We start from the raw sequence: 21614 nt of genomic DNA on the forward strand, positions 1-21614 counted from the left end.
TGATTGGTTTGTGTCCATGGCCTAAAGGCCATGCTACAGGCGGGCGGATTCCAATCTCTGTTGCATAGCGGGGGGATGTGTTTTACTCTGCTTTGCTTTAAACACTACCTCATTGACAATGGTTACTTCGGCTGTTTAGTTGGGTTAGCCTTTTGAGTTTAGCTACGGAGAATTACTGCGATGCACTTTGTGCACTATTGGAAAAATATATTACGGGATACCGCTAAGTTGTGGTTGGATGAAAATGCGTTTAGTTATGCCGGTGCTTTGGCTTTTTACACGTTATTTTCTTTAGCGCCAATCGTTATTATTGCGGTCACCGTTATCGGGGTAGTGTTAGGCGAAGATGCTGCTCAAGGCCAAATTGTGGCTCAATTTGCAGACATTATGGGCAAAGAGGCAGCTGAAGTGGTCGAACGTACCGTAAGCCAATCTCGAATTGAAGCATCTGGAATTTTACCAACTTTGCTTGGCGTTGGTGCGTTAATGCTCGGTGCAACTACCGTATTTGGACAAATGCAGTATTCGTTAAATTCGATTTGGGGGGTGACAGCAAGTCCTGATCGTAATGGTTTATTTTTACTCGCTAAAAAGCGTTTGTTCTCATTAATGGTAGTGCTGTCAATCGGTTTTGTTTTACTTACATCCCTTCTTTTAGGCGTTGCATTACGAGCTGTGCTTAATTTTACCGCTGAGTTTTTACCCTTCGTAGAACTGTTACTTGGTAGTGCTGAATTTATAGTTTCTTTAGGGATGATTGCATTGCTATTTGCCACCATTTTTAAAGTGTTACCGGACGTTAAGCTCAGTTGGAAAGACGTGATGGTTGGTGCCATGGTCACAGCCGTCTTGTTCTCTTTAGGACGGTATGGAATCGCTGCATACCTTGCATACACTGCTACGGCATCTGCGTATGGTGCTGCTGGTTCCGTGGTAATCATTTTACTGTGGGTTTATTACTCATCATTAATATTGTTGTACGGTGCCGCATTTACACGTGTTCATTTATTAGCAAGGGGCAAGGAAATTGTGCCACGTAATACAGCTGTGCGGGTAGATAAACGTATTTTGTCCTAAAAAATATATTCAGGTAATAGATCATTCATTAGCTTGCACTTAATTCGAGCAAAGATCCCATCACATTGACTTATTTTAACTAGCTTTACGGTTTATTTGATGGTGATATTATGGTTTACTTAATCGATTTAGATAATTGTTTATAGAATTATAATGTTAGATAAAATACTTGTTAGTTTCCGTTTGCTTATGGAACCTAACTGGGAACTTAAAAGGGGCTTAAAAGCAATAGCAAATAAATTTGGCCTGAACTTTGCTGGTTTTTATAGCTAAGTTAAACCTTGTGATAGTGATTATTATCTAATTAATTACTTGGTTTACAATCCACTTTTGAGATCACAGTGGTAATTTATCGATCATACAAGCAACGTACAGTAATTAACTATTTTCAAGATGCCCATTTTTTTAGCATCTATTATCCACAGTGGTAGGAACGATTATGCAAGACATTCATCTTAGGGCGAACCTAGATAAATATTATCAACAAATTAAAGCGGTCATAATAGACAAGCAACACCCAATATCTGGACTACTGCCAGCAAGTACCGCAATAACAAACCATGGCAATTATCAAGATGCCTGGGTGCGAGACAACGTTTATAGTATTTTAGCCGTTTGGGGTCTTGCTTTAGCCTATCGTCAGCTAGATGATGATGGTGGCCGAGGGTTTGAACTTCAGCAGCGCACAGTCAAATTAATGCGCGGTTTATTGCGTTCAATGATGAGTCAGTCATCGAAAGTTGAAGCTTTTAAGAAAAGTCGCAGTCCAAAAGATTCTTTACACGCAAAATACGATACTGCCACCGGTGATAACGTTGTTGCTGACCATGAGTGGGGGCATTTGCAAATTGATGCCACATCTGTCTTTTTATTAACCCTCACGCAAATGATAGCGTCGGGCTTAGAGCTCATTTGGAGCGATGAAGAAGTCGACTTTGTCCAAAACCTAGTCTTTTATATTGAACGAGCCTATCGGACTCCAGATTTTGGTATATGGGAGCGAGGAGCGAAATCCAATAGTGGGCATGTTGAGTTAAATGCCAGCTCGTTAGGAATGGCCAAAGCGGCGTTAGAAGCGCTGTCAGGTTTCAACCTGTACGGTGCTAAAGGTTCACAAAGCTCGGTCATTCACGTAGTGCCAGATAATATTGCCCAAGCCAACATTACCTTGAGTGAAATGTTACCCCGTGAGTCAATTACCAAAGAAATTGACGCCGCTTTGCTGAGCGTAGTTGGTTTTCCAGCTTTTGCAGCACCAAGTCAAACCCTCGGTGATAAAGTTCGAAGCAAAATTATTAATAAGCTTGAGGGCCGTTATGGCTTAAAACGTTTTTTACGTGATGGGCATCAAACGGTTTTAGAAGATGAAGAGCGTTTACATTACGAAGAGCAGGAATTAAAGCAGTTTGAAAATATAGAATCAGAATGGCCTTTGTTTTATGCGTATTTGTATTTAGACGCCATATTCCGCGACGATCGCGAACAAGTGGAACACTATCGAAATCGTTTAGACTCAGTAATGGTGGAGCAAGATGGTCATTTATTACTTCCTGAATTGTACTATGTTCCTTTAGAGTCAATTGAAAAAGAGCGCGAAAACCCACATTCACAAGACCGCTTACCAAATGAGAATGTCCCCCTCGTGTGGGCTCAGAGTCTGTTTTTGTTGGGAGCGATGTTAGAAGATGGTTTATTGCGTCCTGGAGATTTGGATCCTATCGGACGTCGTCATGTTAAACCCAGTAAAAAGCCAGTTGTCCAACTGGTGTTTTTAGCAGAAGACGAAGCGCTACAATCTGAATTAGCAGGTAGCGGTTTAATAACCGAAACAATCAGTGATATTTCTCCTGTTAAGGTGTGTCGACCTGAAGATATCGCCAATATGTATTCACAGGTGGGGGCAAATTCTTCATTGGGATTAACGGGGCGATCTTTTAGGATCCCTAAAAGTTTAACCACCAGTCGGGTTTATGCTTTAGGAAAATCACGATTTGTGTGTTTAACACCGTCGTTTATCCAGCAAGCTTTCTTTTTAAGTTATGACATCGACTTTTTAGTGCGACGATTTAAAAGTGAATTGAGTTATTTACATCGAAATTGGACAGAAAGTGGCAGACCGACGGTCACTGTTATGCTAACTCATCAAATGTTAGATGCCGATAGAACCTCGTTTTTTGAATTAATTAAAAATATAGACTCTGGTTATGTCAATGATATTCCAGTGAAGTTGGGTAAAATGGCGCAGCTCATCCCAACAGCGGCTATCGAGCGATTTGTAGATTTGAATGGTTATGAATTGCCGGAAGAAATTTCTGTTAGTACAACGCCATTTAGAACCACGTTAATCTCTAGTAATGCCAATGCGCCTCTAACCCAAGGCGAAGAACTAGAAATATCTTTTATCACCGACACTCAATTGTTAGCAGACCGATTAGCGGCCTCAGATAACTTGTTTGAACAAGTGGAGTTGCTATCGGTATTGGTTAAACTTCAGGGGGTAAATTCTACAATTACCTACAGTGACAGTTGTTACCGATTAACTGATGCCTTAGAAGAGGTATACAGTGAAGCAGGGCGTTTACGCTTATGGTCTGTGCTACGACATGCTGCTGGTTTATTAGAAAAAGTGGATGGCGATTTGGGTTTAGTCGTTAGCGCCATTTTGGTAGCTCAAAAGAATATTCAAGTGGGGCGTTCATATACTGATGAATCCCTAATATCTAGGCCACTAACTGATGAAGAGTTAATGAAAAAAATTCATCATTACTGCCGTGATGATGTGCGTGATCAGATTTTAACTCAAGAGGTTTTACTTTGTCTTGGGCTATTAATAAAAGCTCGACCTGAGTTATTCAGAGAATTGATGACCATTCGAGTCAGTTATCTAATTATTTTGCTTACCAGCCAAATAGCGCGGTCTGAAAATCTAGCGACTGATGAAGCCTATGAAAAGCTCATGGCAATGGCACCTTCGGTGATTCAAGAACGTTTGGAAGCGGTGCTAAAAGATTACCAATCTCTTTCTGATTTGCCTATGAAAATGGAAAAATTGCATGCCAAAGGTATCTCGGAAAAACTAAATTGGCAGCAAGATTTAGGCTTAGAGCAACTTTCTCCTCCTAAAGATGGCTGGCTGGTTTGGCGACAACATCAAGGAATTATTGACCGTCGTTCGGCATCATTTAATAAGCAAATTTGGCGCATACTGCATCACACCACAGGATTAGTGATTGGTAATAAGATGGATCGCAGAAACCGCATTGATAGTGGTGTAGTGCTCAGCGATATGACTCCAGGTGAGACTGCATTTGCGTTAATGACAGAACATATGTTGAATAATATTCATGCCGCTGAATATCGTCAATTAACTATCGAATCTTTAAATGCAATGGCCAGCTTTTTTGAACAAAACCCAAGTTTGAAAATTGATGAACCCATTATTGTTGATGCTGCAATCGGTCATGCCGTTAATTTAGCGTATCTTGATAAATTTCCGGAACGAGCAAACCGTTATTCCGACTATAAAAGTCAGGCGTGGGAGTATTTTTATACCATCTCACCACAACAAACCACGGCATTTATTGTATCTGCATTGAGTATGTTGCTAACCGTTCGCCCAAGTGCCAATACTGACTCAGGCCAAGATGATGATGTTGAAAAAGAACTTATTCATCACGATACGGAGCAAACTAACAGATGATGAATTCCCGATGTTAATTATTAATTAACTCTTGATAAACAATAGATTATTGCAGTTTTTCACGTTAATCTATTCTCTTAAAATAAGTTTTTAACGGAGTTAAGTATGTTTAGTCACATTATGTTAGGCGCAAATAGTATCGAAGAATCGAAAGCGTTTTATGATGCTACTTTCGCTGAGTTAGGTTGTAAACCTGGTGTCATTGACCCTAAAGGTCGCTGTTTTTATATAACTGATACCGGTATTTTTGCAATTACTAAACCAATTAATGGTGAGCCTGCTAGTCATGGTAATGGCAGTACTATTGGTTTTTCAGTAGATAGTCCAGAGCAAGGGGATGCGTGGCATGCTGCTGGTTTGGCAAATGGTGGCACTGACTGCGAAGATCCTCCTGGGATCCGCAAATCTCCTGCAGGTGACATGTATTTAGCTTATTTGAAAGATCCAGCTGGAAATAAACTCTGCGCTTTAAAGCGCATGGGTTAACTGCTAAAGCATTTTAGTTATGTCTGCCGAGTGTGGCAGACATAACTGTTCCACCTGATTAATTTTTTTATAGTAAATATCTCGTTTTAGACTTCATTCAAATCCCTTTTGTATTTCCCCTTTATGCTCCGAATTATTTCTATTTTGGTTAATTAGAATTAACCGTTATATTTGCTCTTCTTCAATTTACCCTTATAGAGCCCAATGGGCATAAACTAAGATCGCTGTTTCAGAGCAGTTTTAATTGTACGAGATCTGAAAGTGCGTGACTGCGAATGAGAGTTTTTGCATCTTCAATATCCGGTGAAAAATACCTATCTTTGTCATAAAAGGGCACTTTTGTACGCAGTAAGTGTTTTACTCGTTCCAGTTGCTTACTGGTGGTTAAAGGTGCTCTAAAGTCCACGCCTTGGCTTGCAGCAAGCCACTCAATGGCTAATATTCCCGCCACATTATCAAAGATGTCTCTTAATCGACGGGCAGCAAAAGTAGCCATGGAAACATGATCTTCTTGATTTGCCGAGGTGGGCAAAGAATCAATGGATGCTGGGTGAGCGTAGGTTTTGTTTTCACTGGCTAAGGCGGCGCAGGTAACCTGTGCAATCATAAAACCTGAGTTAACCCCACCATTTTCAACTAAAAATGGCGGTAAGCCACTAAGATTACTGTCGATAAGTAGCGCCATTCTGCGTTCGGCCAAAGAACCAATTTCACATAACGCAATGGCTAACATGTCAGCGGTCATGGCGACGGTCTCTGCATGAAAATTTCCGCCAGATAAAATATCTCCGCTATCTGCAAAAACCAGTGGGTTGTCTGATACGCCGTTGGCTTCAATTAGCAGGGTTTGGGCGGCAAATCGTATTTGCCCTAAACAGGCACCCATTACCTGAGGCTGACAGCGCAAAGAGTAGGGGTCTTGCACTTTGCTACACCCTTGATGGGAATCCCCTATGTTTGAGGAGGCTAATAGTTGTCTGTAGGCCTTTGCAACATCTATTTGTGCTTGATGGCCACGGATTACATGAATACGTTCATCAAAAGGTACTCTCGAGCCCAACGCGGCTTCCACGCTTAAACTGCCGATGGCAATGGCACTGTTTAATGCGTTTTCGGCATAAAACAAACCTTGCAAGGCAAAGGCCGTAGAGGCTTGAGTTCCGTTTAAAAGTGCTAATCCTTCTTTTGGCGCAAGTGCAATTTTAGAGAGTTTGGCAATTTTTAATGCTTCGGCTGCGGGATACTTTTGTCCTTGATAGAAGGCTTCCCCTTCACCTAATAACACCGCACTCATGTGCGCTAGGGGAGCTAAATCGCCAGAGGCACCAACGGATCCCTTTTCAGGAATCGCAGGATACACTTGCGCATTAAAGAGTGTGATCAGAGCTTCAATAACACGTAATCGAATACCAGAGTAGCCTCTTGCTAATGAGTTTATTTTCAAAAACATCATTAATCGAACAGTATTGTCTGGCATAAAATTACCCGTCCCTGCTGCATGGGATAAGACAATACTACGTTGTAAGGCCTCTAATTCATGTTGTGGGATTTTGGTGTTGGCAAGCAAGCCAAATCCGGTGTTGATACCATAGACGGTTTTACCGGTGGCAATCGTATCTAAGACGGTTTTTTCTGCTCTATTGATTTGTTCAATCGCAGATTCATCTAGTGCTAATTGCACCGGTTGGCGATGAATTTTAGCCAGTTGTTGAAGATTAACCTGGCCAGGTTTTAAGACGATCTTAGTCATGTTCAATGCCTTCTAACATAGGTAAGTCGAGTTGCTTTTGTTTCGCGCATTGGATGGCAATGTTATATCCTGCATCAGCATGACGCATTACGCCGGTGGCCGGATCATTGTGAAGTACCCTTGTTATACGCTCATCAGCTTCTGTTGTGCCATCACAGACAATAACCACCCCCGAATGTTGACTAAACCCCATACCAACCCCACCGCCGTGATGCAGGCTTACCCAAGTTGCGCCACTTGCGGTGTTTAACATTGCATTAAGTAGCGGCCAATCGGATACCGCATCAGAGCCATCTAACATGCTTTCTGTTTCGCGGTTAGGGGAAGCGACCGAGCCTGAGTCTAAATGATCTCGGCCAATAACAATGGGGGCAGATAGTGCGCCTGAACGCACCATTTGATTAAATGCTAATCCTAGCTTTTGTCTTTGTCCCAAACCTACCCAGCATATTCTTGCCGGTAACCCTTGAAACTGAATACGTTGTTTGGCCATATCTAGCCATTGATGTAGGTGGGGATCATCGTTGATCAGCTCTTTTACTTTGGCATCGGTTTTGTAAATATCTTCGGGATCACCAGAGAGTGCTACCCAGCGAAACGGCCCTATCCCTTGGCAAAATAATGGACGAATATAAGCGGGCACAAAACCGGGGAAATCGAAGGCATTTTTGACCCCGGTTTCCAATGCCATTTGCCGAATATTATTACCATAATCTAAGGTTGCAGCCCCTTTAGTTTGTAGTGCGAGCATTGCCTCTACTTGTACCGCCATGGACTTTTTAGCAGCTATCACCACGCGTTTTTCATCTTGTTTTCGCATTTCAGCAGCTTGTTCAAGGGTCCAGTTCTGCGGTAAATAACCATTAAGGGGATCATGGGCACTGGTTTGATCGGTGACCACATCAGGAATCATATTAGAATTAGCAATGTCACTAAATACATCGGCTGCATTGCCTAACAATCCGATTGAAATGGCTTTGCCATCCTGTTTTGCTTGTTGAAGCAGTGTTAGTGCATGGGCAAGATCCGTGGCTTTTTTATCCAAATAGCCGGTTTTTAGTCGAAAATCGATACGGCTTTCATCAACTTCTACCGCGAGCATTGAAAAACCCGCCATGGTTGCTGCCAGGGGTTGAGCGCCTCCCATTCCACCTAGACCACCTGTTAATATCCATTTACCCGCTGCTTGACCATTAAAGTGGGTTTTAGCAATACTCACAAAGGTTTCGTATGTACCTTGCACTATGCCTTGTGAACCAATGTAGATCCAAGAACCAGCGGTCATTTGCCCGTACATCATCAGCCCCTGTCTATCCAACTCATTGAAATGTTCCCAAGTTGCCCAACGAGGTACCAAATTCGAGTTTGCTATTAATACCCGAGGAGCATGTTTGTGGGTGGGGAATACCCCAACGGGTTTGCCACTTTGTACAAGCAGTGTTTCGTCATCGTTTAGGCGTTGCAGTACTTCAATTATTTTGTCAAAACATGGCCAGTTTCGTGCTGCGCGTCCAATACCACCGTAAACCACAAGTTCATGTGGATGTTCAGCAACCTCTGGATCTAGGTTGTTCATTAACATGCGCATGGGCGCTTCCGTTAACCAACTTTTAGCGCTGATTTGACTGCCCGTTGGGGCTTTTACAACTCGTTTTGAATATCTATTGTTCATAGTGAGAGTCTCTTATTTGAATGACGTCTATGTAGACGCAGGGAAATCTAAATGACCACCTAATCGGTAACGATTGCCCGGATGATAAAGGTTGGCAAAACTGACGATGCCTTTGGCTGAAAAAGTACGGCGAGAAATCAGTAAACAGGGCTGTTGTGTATTAACGGATAAGGCCAGGGCAATTTCTTCTGCAGGCAATAAAGCCTCTATGACATGTTCTGCTTCGGTTAAAGGTGCCACCTTATTGAGATAACGATTGGCTGTGATCTTATTAAAATCCTGAGCTATATATTCAGGGGCGTATTTGGGGTTAACTAAACGGTCTTCTAGTTGAATAGGGATATTATTTTCCAAGTGGATTATTTGCGTATGGTAAACGGGATCATCTATAGCTAAGCCTAAAGAATTGGCCTGATGTGCAGTGGCGGGTATTTGGTTTTGGCAAATGACCTTATTGGCGTAACTATGACCACGGGCTAAGACTTCATCATCAATACTGTTAATTTCTAACATGGAACTCATGGGACGCTGATCGCTCACAAAGGTACCTAATCCCTGTGAGCGTAATAAAATCCCTTCGTTGACTAAGTCGGTTAGCGCCCGTCTTGCCGTCATCCGGCTAACATTAAATTGTTCAGCCAGCTTATTTTCCGATGGAACTTTATCCCCATGCTGCATGCTTCCATCTTCAATTCGCGCTAATAAATGGGACTTGATTTTAATAAAATGTGCGGCCATACCGATGTTGTTCAATTGTAAATTTCTTGTATCTTACTTGTATATACAAGTGGCTGCAAGTACACTAACTATTCATTTAATGGCCCTAAAGTGATCTTATGCCGAAGCAATGCGATTACCTGATTTACAATGTTCAAATTGCCACTATGCTAGATGGTTCCGAGCCCTACGGGACCATAGAGAATGGCTGTGTAGCAATCGATAATGGCAGCATTATCTATGTTGGAGAGATGGACAATTGTGAGGTTACTCCATTAACTAAATTCGACGGTGGTGGAAACTGGTTATTACCTGGCTTTGTGGATTGCCATACCCATTTGGTTTACGCCGGTGATCGTGCCAATGAATTTGAAATGCGCCTCAATGGCCAGAGTTATCAACAAATTGCAGAGCAAGGCGGTGGCATAAAAAGTACCGTTAATGCCACACGAAAAGCCAGCCCCGAAGCTTTGCTAGCGTCGGCAATCGCCAGAGCCACAGCATTAATCCATGAAGGGGTAAGTACCTTAGAAGTGAAATCTGGATACGGCTTAGATTTAGATACCGAAATAAAAATGCTGCAAGTGGCGAATACCTTAGGTACTGAATTACCGCTGAATATTCGTACAACTTATTTAGGTGCCCATGCCTTACCGCTTGAATACGCTGGCGATCCCGAGGGTTATATTGACTTCGTTTGTCATCAGGTAATGCCTAAGGTCAGTGAACTAAGCTTAGCGGATAGTGTGGATGTATTTTGTGAAAGCATCGGTTTTTCACCCGCCCAATGTGAACGAGTCTTCAAGACAGCAAAGAACCTTGGCCTCAATGTGAAAGCCCATGTTGAACAACTTAGTGACTTAAAAGGCGCGAAATTAGCCTGTGACTATCACGCTTTGTCAGTTGATCATATTGAATATCTCACTTCTGAAGATGTTGTTTACCTTAAACAATCCAATACGGTGGCGGTATTACTTCCTGGTGCTTTCTATTTTTTAAAAGAAACCCAAAAGCCGCCCATTGAAGCGTTAAGGGCTCAGCAAGTACCCATGGCAGTGGCCACCGACTTGAATCCTGGCAGTTCACCCATTGCCTCCATACTTACCTGTGCCAACATGGCCTGTGTATTATTTGAGTTAACCCCAGAAGAAGCCTTAAAAGGCATAACAGTGCATGCTGCCAAAGCGTTAGGGTTAGATGATAGGGGGATAATCAAAGCTGGTTGTCGAGCAGACTTATGTTTATGGGATATCTCCCATCCAGCCCAACTTGTATATGGGATCAATCAATATAACCCCATCAAAAGATGGTTTGGAGGCCAACTTGTTTAGTCAAAACTCATGGTTTCATTGGATAGGAAGAGTTGACAGCGACGGTGGCAGTAAAAGCCTTCGTTGGCATCAGGTGATTGAACAAACCACAGCGCAAACCGATATCGCGCTATTGGGGTTCAACAGCGATCTTGGTGTGGCAGTGAATAAAGGTAGAGTGGGTTCCAAAGACGGGCCAAACGCCATTCGCAGCAGTCTTTGCAGTTTGGCATGGCATTTAGAGCAATCCATCAAAGATTTAGGCAATGTTGAGGCAAAAACCAACCTTGCAGCAGCGCAACATAAGTATGCCCAGCAAATTAATGGCGCATTGAATTCGTCTGGCTTTGTTATTGGCTTGGGCGGCGGGCATGAAATCGCTCTGGCCAGTTATACTGGCTTACGCAATTATCTTCAGGCGAAAAACAAACGAAAAATTGGCATTATAAATTTTGATGCGCACTTTGATCTGCGTATACCAGCACCAGATCCAAGCTCTGGCACGCCTTTTTACCAAATTGCAGATACTTGCCATCAGCATGCTGAAGCATTTCATTACATTTGTTTAGGAGTGGCTAAAGCGGCCAATACGCAAGTGTTGTTTGACTGCGCCAATAGTCTACAAGTGGAGTATTTATTGGATGAGGACTGTCAGCAACATGCCGATATAGCGCGGGCCAAAGAAATGATAATGCCTATGCTAAACGCGGTGGACGAAGTTTATCTGACTGTTTGTTTGGATGCTTTCCCTGCAGCATTAGCACCAGGTGTAAGTGCGCCCAGTGCTCTGGGGATCCCTGTTACTTTTGTCATTTCAATTATGCGTTGGTTAAGTGCCCAACAGGCTGATTTGAATTTTAACTGGCGCTTGATGGATATTGCAGAACTGAATCCAAAATTTGATATGGATTCTCGAACCGCTAAATTAGCGGCTCGTATCCTATTTGAATCCGTTCATGCAAAAGCCCAAGGTGACGACTTAACAAACGTTTAAAAGCATTGTTTAATTTAAGTTTTGTAAATACCAGTCTGCAACTAACTGGCGCTCTGCATCGGTCATTTTGGTTTTATTTAAAAATGGCATGTCACGTGTTACAAATACCCGTTGATAGATAACACTCAATTTGTTTTCAACATCTTTCCAATCATCCATCACCAATCCCAGGGGAGGTGAAGGGAACATCTCATCGGTGGGGTTGGTTGAATGACAAGATAAACAATGTTTATTTAATACCTCTTTTACTTGCTGCTGAGTCACCAGCGCAGTTTCTTGTTTTGCTTCGTCGGTGTTATTTACTTGGGTGGTCAGCATATTCGGTGCTGACACCCAAATCGCAATTGCCAACATAGCCACAGCACCGCTGATTAAGATTGACGGCTTAACCACACCTAGATGTTTTAAATTAAAAAAGTGTCTAATCCAAGCCGACACCACACAAAGCGCGATTAACACTAACCAGTTATGCTGATGCAAATAGGTCATGGGATAGTGGTTGCTGATCATGATAAACAGGATCGGTAGGGTGAGGTAATTGTTGTGTACTGAACGTAACTTAGCTTTTTCTCCCCAACTAGGATCAACCGCTTGTTTATTCTTCACGGCATCAACCATAGCTCTTTGTGAAGGCATAATTTGTAAAAATACATTGGCAACCATAATGGTCCCAATGAGCGCACCCACATGGATATAAGCCCCGCGGCCGCTAAACCATTGAGTGGCCAACCAAGCAGTAAGGGTTAATAGCAGTAGTAGAAAGACCGCAAAAACCAGCGGATTTTTTGCCAAAGGGCTACGACAAGCCACTTCGTAAATTAGCATGCCACCAAATATTAAACCTAGTCCCATTAATATGGCTTGGGTTTCAGTCAACTCCATCACATTGGGGTCGATTAAAAATGCTGAGGCACCAAAATAATAGACTAGGATGAGTAAACTGAAGCCACTTATCCAGGTGGTGTAGGCTTCCCATTTAAACCAGTGCAAGGTTTCAGGCATTTTCTCAGGGCCATATTGGTATTTGGCCACTTCGTAAAAACCACCACCATGTACGGCCCAAAGGTCGCCTTTAATACCTTTATCCTTTTTCCAATCTGGTGGCGCTTGTAAGTTATTATCCAGCCAAATAAAATAAAAGGAAGCGCCAATCCACGCAACGCCTGCGATAACGTGAAACCATCGTATAAACAGTGATACCCAGTCCATCCAAACCATTTAATTGCTCCTAGTGGGTTGTTTAAATACCGCTTTGCCGGCGATATAAGTGGCTTCAGTTGTGCGTTCATCTGCTAACATACTCAAAGCAAACAAAACATCAGAGGGCAGCTCGACAGTGCCTTCTGAAAGTAACGAATCTGTTCTTATTTCACTCAGTTGGCTAAATTTAGGATCTAACACCACAAAATCAGCGTGGCTACCTGGGTTTAAATTCCCAATACTATGCTCTAAATCTAGGGCAGCGGCGGTGCCTTGGGTCATCATGTAAAGGCCACTTAATGCCGAAAGTTTACAATGATTGAGCTGACAAACTTTATACGCATCCCCTAAGGTTCTTAGCATATTAAACGAAGTTCCAGCACCCACGTCGGTGGCTAACGCCACGTTCACCGATGATTGCCTAGCTTTGTCGAGGTTAAATAAACCACTGCCTAAAAATAAGTTTGAAGACGGACAAAAGGCAATGGTAGCTTCTGTTTGGGCAAGTAAATCCCATTCCGCTTGCTGCAAATGAATACAATGTCCAAATACGCTGCCTTTTCTGACTAAATGATGATGATCGTATACATCTAAATAGTGTTGATGTTGCGGATAAAGCTCTTTGACCCAAGCAATTTCATGGGTATTTTCAGACAAATGGGTTTGAATATATACATCGTCGTATTGTTGCGCTAATTCACCCAAGGCGGCCAACTGACCTTCAGTACTGGTAGGTGCAAATCTTGGGGTTAATGCATACTTAGTGCGATTTTTATTGTGCCATTTGTCAATTAATTCAGCGCTGTCTTGTTGTGCTGAAGTAGGACAGTCTTGCAAGTCTTCAGGACAATTTCGGTCCATACAGACTTTACCAGCAATTAACGCCATTGAATGAGCCGTTGCCGCACTAAAAAGTGCATCTGTGGCTTGTTTATGGACACTAGAATACACCATGGCTGTGGTGGTGCCGTTGCAAAATAACTGAGTTAAAAATAGTTCTGCCATGGCGTGGGCATAATCGTGGTTTTGAAACTTGGTTTCAGTGGGAAACGTGAAGTTTTGCAACCACTGCAGTAACTGTTCACCGTAACTGGCTATCATTTCGGTTTGTGGGAAATGTAAATGGCTATCAATGAAACCGGGTAACAACAACTTACCTTGATAGTCAGTAATAGGTAATGTCGAATATTCCTCAGGTAACGCTGAATAATTCCCAATGGCGGATATTTTATCGTTACGCGTAACCAAATATCCATCTTTAAAATACGTATAACTCTCGTCTGGAGAGTCCGTGGTTACTGGGAAGTGGAGAATACTACTGCGAAATACTTGTAGGTCTGAACTCATATGCGATTAACTGCCTCGGTAACTACTAAAACCGTATGGGGAGATCAGCAAAGGCACGTGATAGTGACCCCCATCTTCAGGCAAGGTAAAATTGACATCCACAAAAGGGTAGAAACTTTCGCCGTGTTTGGCGACTAAATAGGCTTCAACAGAAAAGCGCAGTTGATAGTTTCCGGCAACAAACTGCGTATTGGCCCATTGATTACAACGACCATCATTATCGGTTTGCGCGTGAACAATTGTGCCATCAGGGGTGGTCAGTTGTAATGCTAAGTTGGCCACTGGTTTTCCTGCTGCCGTGTCGAGTACGTGACTAGATAAGCTATTCATAAATTTATTCTCTGTTTAGGCGGTTAGGCCTTTGTCTATTCTTATTAAAGCGATTTTTAATTGTTGTTGTGCGGCTAATGCAATTTCAGTTTTAGTATCGTTATGAATGCGCTCTTTAATTGCTGCCAGCATGGCTTCGGCACTTTGCCCAGTGGCACAAATAATGAAAATAAAATGGTTTTTTTCAAGGTACAGGTGATTGAGACGGTGAAGCTCCTGTAAGACTTTAGGATCTGCGCCTATGGCACTGGCTTGTTCTTGTTCTGCTAAGCCAGATGTATTGGCATATTTAGCTTCTAAGGTTTTAATATCACCAATCATTGGGTGGGCTTTAAATGCTTCTAGATAATCTTCTTCGGTTAACGATGGCCATTTCTCGGTTGCGATTTTTTTTATCTGTTCAAGGGACGTGAAAGGACGGGATTGCGCCATGAACGTTGACCAAGTTGTAGATTCACAACAACTTTTAAACCATTGGTAAGCTTCGGTTTCTGATAATGCATTGAGTTCATCTAAGCTCATAATAATTTCGCAATTTCCTTGGTTTGTAACCATGCCGCTTGGCTATTTTGAGTTACGTTTGATTGGTGTTTATTGAGTAAATTAATAAGTTGTCCAGCAACGGACACCGCAACTTCAATGGGACGCTTTCCTGGAATGTCGGTCATGCCAATTGGGCAAACTAATTTTTCCAGCATGTGTTCGCTTATCCCATGGTTTGCTAAGCGTGTTTGAAAGCGTTTGGCTTTGGTTTGCGAACCGATTAAACCTAAATAATCAACATTCTCAATCTGTATTGCGGTATGAACCAAGTCATAATCCAGTTGATGATCATGGGTCATCACCAATACAAAATTGGCGGCGTATTCAGCAAACGCATCAGTGCAATCATCAGCAATTATGGTAGTTACATTTGCCGGCAACTGCATTTGTGATTTATCCACCTGATCAAACATTTCTTGTCGTGAATCTACCCAGATGATACTCAACGGAAGCTGAGAAATTATTGGTACTAATGCTTGTGCTACATGACCTGCACCAAAAATCATCAATTGATTGACGTGTTGGCAAAATACCTCAAACAAGACATGGGTTGCACCGCCACAACATTGGGCTAATTTAGCGCCTAGGGGGAAGTATTCTACGTGTTGGTTTTGAGTTTTACTGGCCAGTAACTCCCGAGCTTTTTGAATCGATAAATGTTCCAACTGCCCGCCGCCGATAGTGTCAAACATGCGGTCTTCTGTGACCACCATTTTGGTGCCTTGGGGGCGAGGGGTTGACCCCACAGAGCCCATTACCGTAAGCACTACATAGGCTTTGGCGGTATTTTCACAATGCATTACCCCATCAAACCACTGATTTTTTAGCATGATTTTGCATCCTGTGAAATGCTCATACTTTGACACGCTTTGAGAATTTTCTCAGGGGTAGCAGGGGTATCTAAATCGGGATCTAATGCATAGTCAGATAGGCTAGAAATGGCATCTTTAATTGCACACCAAACGGATATGGCTAACATTAACGGCGGTTCACCCACGGCTTTAGAGTTATAAATGGTATTTTCAGTATTGGCATGTGGGTATAGGTCAACATTGAACTCTCTAGGAGTATCACCTATGGCTGGGATCTTATAGGTTGCCGGATTATTACTGATCAATTTACCGCTTTTATCCCACAATAATTCTTCCGTGGTTAACCATCCCATACCTTGGATAAATCCACCTTCAATTTGACCAATATCGATTGCAGGGTTAAGACTGTTACCCACATCGTGGAGAATATCCACACGCTCAACTCGCATTTCACCGGTAAGGGTATCAATTAGCACTTCGCTGCATGATGCACCGTAGGCAAAGTAGAAAAACGGTCGCCCTTTACCGGTTTCACGATCATAGTGAATTTTCGGGGTTTGGTAGAAACCTGTGGTGGAAAGGGAAATACGCTCAAAATAAGCGGTTTGGATTAATTCCCCAAAGGGCAGCGTGAAATCATGCAAACAAACCTGCTGATCGATAAATTTCACCTCATCGACACTCACTGTTTGCGGGGTCTCAGTGGTGTTTTGTTGAGCTGATTGTTTATTGAAAAGGTCAACCATCAACTCAGCTAACCTTTGTTTAATTTCAATACAGGCATTTTGAGCCGCTTTACCATTCATATCGGTACCGCTCGATGCCGCAGTCGGGGAGGTATTAGGCACTTTGTCGGTGCGTGTGGCCGTCACTTCTATTTTATCAATCGGCAAACCAAATTCATTGGCCACAATTTGACCCACTTTGGTATGTAAACCTTGGCCCATTTCGGTGCCACCATGGTTTATTTGAATACTGCCGTCTGTGTATATGTGCAGCAGTGCGCCTGCTTGATTGAGGTGTTTAGCGGTAAACGAGATACCAAATTTTACCGGCGTTAAGGCCAGACCTTTTTTAATAATAGGGCTGGACTGATTAAATTCCTGAATCTGCTTTCTACGTTGCCAGTAATCACTACTTTTTTCCAATTTTTCAATTAAGTCTGGCAAGACGTTTTGTCCAATTGGCATTCCGTAATGGGTATGCTCAACCCCTACGTTCTGATAAAAGTTGCGTTTTCTGGCGGTCAGCGGATCTAGGTTTGTATGCCGAGCAATTTTATCCAGCATATCTTCTGCAACAATCATCCCTTGGGGGCCACCAAAACCTCTAAACGCTGTGTGTGAGACTTTATTGGTTCTACATCTATGTCCCACCACTTCTGTCTCACCTAGGTGATAGCCGTTGTCTACGTGGAACATGGCGCGATCCACTATGGCATCGGATAAATCGGGAGAGTGACCACAATCGCCATTTATTTCAAACTCACTGGATTGAATTAATCCATCTTGATTAAAGTTCACCTTGTATTTATTGGTAAAAGGGTGGCGCTTACCTGTTACTTGCATATCAAGCATTCGCGGTAAGCGGATTTTAACCGGTACCGATTGCCGTGATGCCAAAACGGCTGCAATACACGCCCATTGTGCAGCTTGGGTTTCTTTGCCGCCAAAACCACCGCCCATACGACGCATATCAACGGTTACTTTATTAATTGACACATCCAACACCTCGGCAACCAACTTCTGTACTTCACTTGGATGCTGGCTAGAGGTATAGATCATCATGCGATCTTCTTCTTGTGGCACTGCCACAGACACTTGACCTTCTAAGTACAAATGTTCTTGTCCGCCCACATCTAAACAGGAGGTGATCTGATGAAGATCTTGCGCTTCAAGTTTTGCAGACAATGTTTGTTGCATGGTATGGGCAGGGCGCACAAAGTCTTGCTGTTGGTGAGATTCATCAGTGTTTAAGGTTGCTGGCGATTGCTTATAGGTAATTTCAGCATTTAGTACCGCTTGTCTAGCTAAGCGGGTTGAGGTGGCTAATACAGCAAAAATCGCTTGCCCGTTAAAGCTAACTTTATCTTTGGTGAGTATGGGATCGCCTTTAAAAACTGGGCCTATGTCGGTATGACCGGGAATATCATCTACCGTAATAACATCGACCACACCGAGGCTCGACTTCACCTTTGATAAGTCGATTTTTTGGATAGTTCCACAAGCTACTTTGCTGGTTCCTATGGCCGCATATAAGGTATTCGCCGGCAGGTTTTTATCATCAACATAAATGGCACTGCCGGTAACATGGCGTTTAGCACTATCATGTTTACTTGAACTACCAATCTTTCCGCTGGGGCTATTATCTAATTCCAAATCAATGAGTTTACGCATGAGTTACCACCCGAGTTTCAATTAGCTTGCTTTGCTGGGTGTTTTCCAACCAAAAACGATGCCATAAATTTACCACTAAATCGGTGCGATACTCAGCCGAAGCGCGAACGTCATCCATAGGCTTGAAAGTATTCTGTAATAGTTGTTTTCCTAATTCTAAGGTGTCTGCCGAATCCCAAGCCACGCCAAGTAAGCCTTGTTCAAATTGATTGGCACTAACGGGGGTTGCAGCAACTCCACCAAAGCCAGTCGATACGCTCTCAATTTTGTTATCTTGGATGGTTAGATGGAATACCGCACAGACAGCAGAAATATCGTCTTCCATGCGTTTCGACACTTTGTATGCCTTTAATATGTTGTTTGTTTGCAATAAGGGGAGGTGAATCGAATCGATCCATTCGCCTTTTTGTAATGCGGTTTTACGATAATCTAGAAAAAATGATCGTGCTGGAATTTGTTTTGTTGCGCTGCCATTGTCTACTGTAATTGTTGCATTTAATGCCAATAATACAGGTGGCATATCCCCAATAGGAGAGGCATTTGCTACATTTCCACCTAAGGTAGCTTGGTTGCGAATAGGAACCGACGCAAATCGCCATAATAATTCGCTTAAGGATGGAAAGTGTTCCAATAAGACGGGTTCAATTTGGTTAAAGGGTAACGCAGCACCTATCTGCAAATGAGTATCTGTGACGGTTAATTGGTTTAATTCAGGCACAGATTTAAGATCGATCAAACCATCAAGGCTTTTCAGTTGTTGGGTTACTTCCAATGCGAGATCAGTGCTGCCAGCCACATATCGGGCTTGAGGATAAGTTGTCACTAGTTTGGTCAGTGCTTGACGTGAGGTCGGCACAAATAGACCGGCTAAACCAGCATTGTTATTTTTAATGGATTTTAAACTTTCTATGGTTTGAGATTTTGATTCATCGAACTTGTCTGCTGTTTTATTATCACAACTTGAAAGCGCGGCATCGATGATAGGGCGGTACCCAGTGCAACGACATAAATTGCCTGACAGGGCCATCTCTACATTGTGTCGAGTCGCAGATTTATTTTGATGATACATCGCGAAAAGCGACATCACAAAACCTGGGGTACAAAAACCACATTGGGAAGCATGTTGGTTTTCCATAGCAGATTGCACTGGATGTAAATTTTTTCCATCCGCCAAATGTTCCACGGTAATAAGTTGCTTGCCCTGCAATGCACTGGTGAAAGTCACACAGCTATTAATAGTCTTATATTCGATACCGTCTTGTTGCTCATTTAATTGTGCTAACACCACGGTACAAGCACCACAATCGCCCGATGCGCATCCCTCTTTTGTCCCACACAAATCTTGATGTTCACGAAGATAGTCTAAAACCGTCAGATCTGTTTCCACTGAATCAATATCAGTCTTCACATTGTTAAGTAAAAATTGAACCATAGCTTTTCCCGACTATCGTATTGGTTGATCATTATTTAAATATCAATGTTCTAGATTATTTGAACAAACTAATATTGCGAAATTTTGTTTTGATTGATTGTTACTATGCCTATAATATAAAACCTGACCAATTGGTCAACTTATATTAAAGTTAAATGATAAATTATATTTAAAATAGTTTGCATGGCGACTTAGAAATGCCAAGAACTAATGATACATTGTTAACAGGATGATAGACGTACGCCTTCACAGGCTTCAACCTTCAATTACAGAAATAATGGACCATGACAGATAATAAAACCAATAAAGAAGGCCGAATCGGCGCGGCAAATAAACAATTAATATTAAATGCAGCTGAACATGAGTTCGCAAAACATGGTTTTAAAGGTACTCGAATCCAGCAAGTCGCTGACAGGGCTCAATTACCCAAGACGAATGTATTATATTACTTTAAGAGTAAAGAAAATTTATATCTAGCAGTTTTACAACAAATTTTAGAATTATGGAACTCCGTATTTGATGAGGCCACTAAAGATGATGATCCTGCGGAAGTGTTAGCCCGTTATATAACAGATAAAATGGAGTTTTCTTTAGTAAGACCTGAAGCATCTCGCATATTCGCTTTAGAGATCATTAATGGCGCTCCTAACTTGTATGGCTTCTATAAAGAACAACACGCTGCTTGGATGAAGGGCAGGGTTGAGGTTATTCAACATTGGATAGATCAAGGTCAAATTCAATTTTCTAGTGCCCATTATTTGCTTTATAACATCTGGGCATGTTGTCAACATTATGCTGATTTTTCCGCTCAAATCACCCATTTACAAGGTAAAGAAATGGATCGGGCTGAATTTGAAGATGCGACTAAATCTATTATCAATTTAATTTTGAAAGGTTGTAGTTTAGACATACCTGAGCAATATCGATAAAAGGACAACCTCTATGCAGTCTTATCCTCGTGATCTAAAAGGTTATGGGCAATTTCCTCCTCACCCAAAGTGGCCCAATAAAGCAAAAATTGCTATTCAATTCGTTCTAAATTATGAAGAGGGTGGTGAAAACTGCGTATTGCATGGCGACGAGTTTTCGGAAATATTTCTGTCTGAAATCATAGGGGCTAAAGCTTATGCAGATCGACATCAAAGTATGGAAACCTTATACGAATATGGCAGCCGAGCGGGGTTTTGGCGTATTTACCGATTGCTTAATGAGCTAAAAGTTCCGGTAACTGTTTTTGGTGTAACCATGGCCTTGCAGCGTAACCCAGAAGCAGTAGAAGCAATGTTAGCGTCTAATTGGGAAATTGCCAGTCATGCCATGCGTTGGATAGATTACCAAGATATGCCCATTGAAAAAGAGCGTAAATTAATTGATGCATCCCTGCATTTGCATGAGAAGATTACCGGCACTGCTCCTAGCGGTTGGTATACCGGTAGAACCAGTCCCAATACCCTTAAATTAATTGCCGAACGTGATGACATAATGTATTGCGCAGACACTTATGCTGATGATTTACCCTATTACGACCATCACTACAGCAAACCTCTTTTGATGGTGCCCTATACTTTAGATACCAATGATATGCGCTTCGCTACGCCACAGGGGTTTAATAATGGCGAGATGTTTTATCAATATTTGAAAGACGCATTTGATACCTTATATTTAGAAGGGGAAGAAAGCCCTAAAATGTTGTCTATCGGTCTCCATTGCAGAATTATAGGTCGTCCAGCTCGATTAGCAGCGTTACGTCGTTTTATTGAATATGTACAAAGCGTTGACCATGTTTGGCTGTGTACAAGAGAGCAGATAGCGCAACATTGGTTGACAAATTTTCCACTCAAAAAATAA

The 21614-nt window shown here is 42.3% G+C and carries 17 protein-coding genes; 7 read left to right on the forward strand and 10 right to left on the reverse strand.

Going from position 1 to position 21614, the window contains the following annotated elements; all coding sequences use genetic code 11:
• The first annotated feature begins 180 nt into the window (after positions 1-180).
• The 3 genes from AB6T38_RS03710 to AB6T38_RS03720 all read left to right on the forward strand — a co-directional run bounded on the left by AB6T38_RS03710 (position 181) and on the right by AB6T38_RS03720 (position 5263).
• Positions 181-1077: a YihY/virulence factor BrkB family protein gene (locus tag AB6T38_RS03710; RefSeq protein ID WP_348490597.1), complete on the forward strand. Its 897-nt coding sequence runs from the start codon at positions 181-183 to the stop codon at positions 1075-1077.
• Between the two features lie 439 nt (positions 1078-1516).
• The gene (locus AB6T38_RS03715; RefSeq protein WP_372546047.1) at positions 1517-4777 is read left to right on the forward strand and encodes a glycoside hydrolase family 15 protein; all 3261 of its coding nucleotides are present in this window, start codon (positions 1517-1519) and stop codon (positions 4775-4777) included.
• Positions 4778-4882: 105 nt separating this feature from the next.
• Complete coding sequence (locus tag AB6T38_RS03720; protein WP_372546048.1) at positions 4883-5263, forward strand: VOC family protein; 381 nt, start codon at positions 4883-4885, stop codon at positions 5261-5263.
• A gap of 229 nt (positions 5264-5492) precedes the next feature.
• Here AB6T38_RS03720 and hutH read toward each other — a convergent pair whose 3' ends face one another.
• From hutH to hutC, 3 genes are read right to left on the reverse strand one after another with little or no spacing between them, the layout of a single operon-like run.
• On the reverse strand, positions 5493-7013 hold the full coding sequence (gene hutH, locus AB6T38_RS03725) for a histidine ammonia-lyase (protein ID WP_372546049.1): 1521 nt from the start codon (positions 7011-7013) through the stop codon (positions 5493-5495).
• The gene (hutU, locus tag AB6T38_RS03730; RefSeq protein ID WP_372546050.1) at positions 7006-8685 is read right to left on the reverse strand and encodes a urocanate hydratase; all 1680 of its coding nucleotides are present in this window, start codon (positions 8683-8685) and stop codon (positions 7006-7008) included. The genes hutH and hutU overlap by 8 nt, the downstream gene beginning before the upstream one ends.
• Before the next feature lie 27 nt (positions 8686-8712).
• Positions 8713-9423, reverse strand: a complete 711-nt coding sequence (gene hutC / locus AB6T38_RS03735; RefSeq protein ID WP_372546326.1) for a histidine utilization repressor — start codon at positions 9421-9423, stop codon at positions 8713-8715.
• A 98-nt stretch (positions 9424-9521) separates the two neighbouring features.
• Between hutC and hutI the strand changes: the two genes are divergently transcribed.
• Positions 9522-10733 (forward strand): imidazolonepropionase, encoded by a 1212-nt coding sequence (gene hutI, locus AB6T38_RS03740; protein ID WP_372546051.1) that lies wholly within the window; start codon positions 9522-9524, stop codon positions 10731-10733.
• Complete coding sequence (hutG, locus tag AB6T38_RS03745) at positions 10726-11706, forward strand: formimidoylglutamase (RefSeq protein ID WP_372546052.1); 981 nt, start codon at positions 10726-10728, stop codon at positions 11704-11706. Before hutI ends, hutG begins: the two co-directional genes overlap by 8 nt.
• A 9-nt stretch (positions 11707-11715) precedes the next feature.
• Here hutG and AB6T38_RS03750 read toward each other — a convergent pair whose 3' ends face one another.
• Genes AB6T38_RS03750 through xdhA form a run of 7 tightly spaced genes read right to left on the reverse strand, consistent with a single transcriptional unit; the run spans position 11716 to position 19766 of the window.
• Entirely contained in the window at positions 11716-12924 is a 1209-nt protein-coding gene (locus tag AB6T38_RS03750; RefSeq protein WP_372546053.1) for a urate hydroxylase PuuD, read from the reverse strand.
• Complete coding sequence (gene guaD / locus AB6T38_RS03755) at positions 12925-14253, reverse strand: guanine deaminase (RefSeq protein ID WP_372546054.1); 1329 nt, start codon at positions 14251-14253, stop codon at positions 12925-12927.
• Between the two features lie 6 nt (positions 14254-14259).
• Positions 14260-14583 (reverse strand): hydroxyisourate hydrolase, encoded by a 324-nt coding sequence (gene uraH / locus AB6T38_RS03760; protein WP_372546055.1) that lies wholly within the window; start codon positions 14581-14583, stop codon positions 14260-14262.
• Positions 14584-14598: 15 nt separating this feature from the next.
• A complete protein-coding gene (gene uraD, locus AB6T38_RS03765; protein WP_372546056.1) occupies positions 14599-15105 on the reverse strand; it encodes a 2-oxo-4-hydroxy-4-carboxy-5-ureidoimidazoline decarboxylase in 507 nt (168 codons plus the stop codon).
• Complete coding sequence (xdhC, locus tag AB6T38_RS03770; RefSeq protein WP_372546057.1) at positions 15102-15956, reverse strand: xanthine dehydrogenase accessory protein XdhC; 855 nt, start codon at positions 15954-15956, stop codon at positions 15102-15104. Before xdhC ends, uraD begins: the two co-directional genes overlap by 4 nt.
• Complete coding sequence (xdhB, locus tag AB6T38_RS03775) at positions 15950-18334, reverse strand: xanthine dehydrogenase molybdopterin binding subunit (RefSeq protein WP_372546058.1); 2385 nt, start codon at positions 18332-18334, stop codon at positions 15950-15952. The genes xdhC and xdhB overlap by 7 nt, the downstream gene beginning before the upstream one ends.
• Complete coding sequence (xdhA, locus tag AB6T38_RS03780) at positions 18327-19766, reverse strand: xanthine dehydrogenase small subunit (protein ID WP_372546059.1); 1440 nt, start codon at positions 19764-19766, stop codon at positions 18327-18329. The genes xdhB and xdhA overlap by 8 nt, the downstream gene beginning before the upstream one ends.
• A 284-nt stretch (positions 19767-20050) precedes the next feature.
• Here xdhA and AB6T38_RS03785 point away from each other — a divergent pair, with 284 nt between their 5' ends.
• Positions 20051-20695: a TetR family transcriptional regulator C-terminal domain-containing protein gene (locus AB6T38_RS03785; RefSeq protein ID WP_348490623.1), complete on the forward strand. Its 645-nt coding sequence runs from the start codon at positions 20051-20053 to the stop codon at positions 20693-20695.
• A 13-nt stretch (positions 20696-20708) separates the two neighbouring features.
• Positions 20709-21614, forward strand: a complete 906-nt coding sequence (puuE, locus tag AB6T38_RS03790; RefSeq protein ID WP_372546060.1) for an allantoinase PuuE — start codon at positions 20709-20711, stop codon at positions 21612-21614.

Source organism: Aliiglaciecola sp. SL4, assembly GCF_041538045.1.
Taxonomy (GTDB): Bacteria; Pseudomonadota; Gammaproteobacteria; order Enterobacterales; family Alteromonadaceae; genus Aliiglaciecola.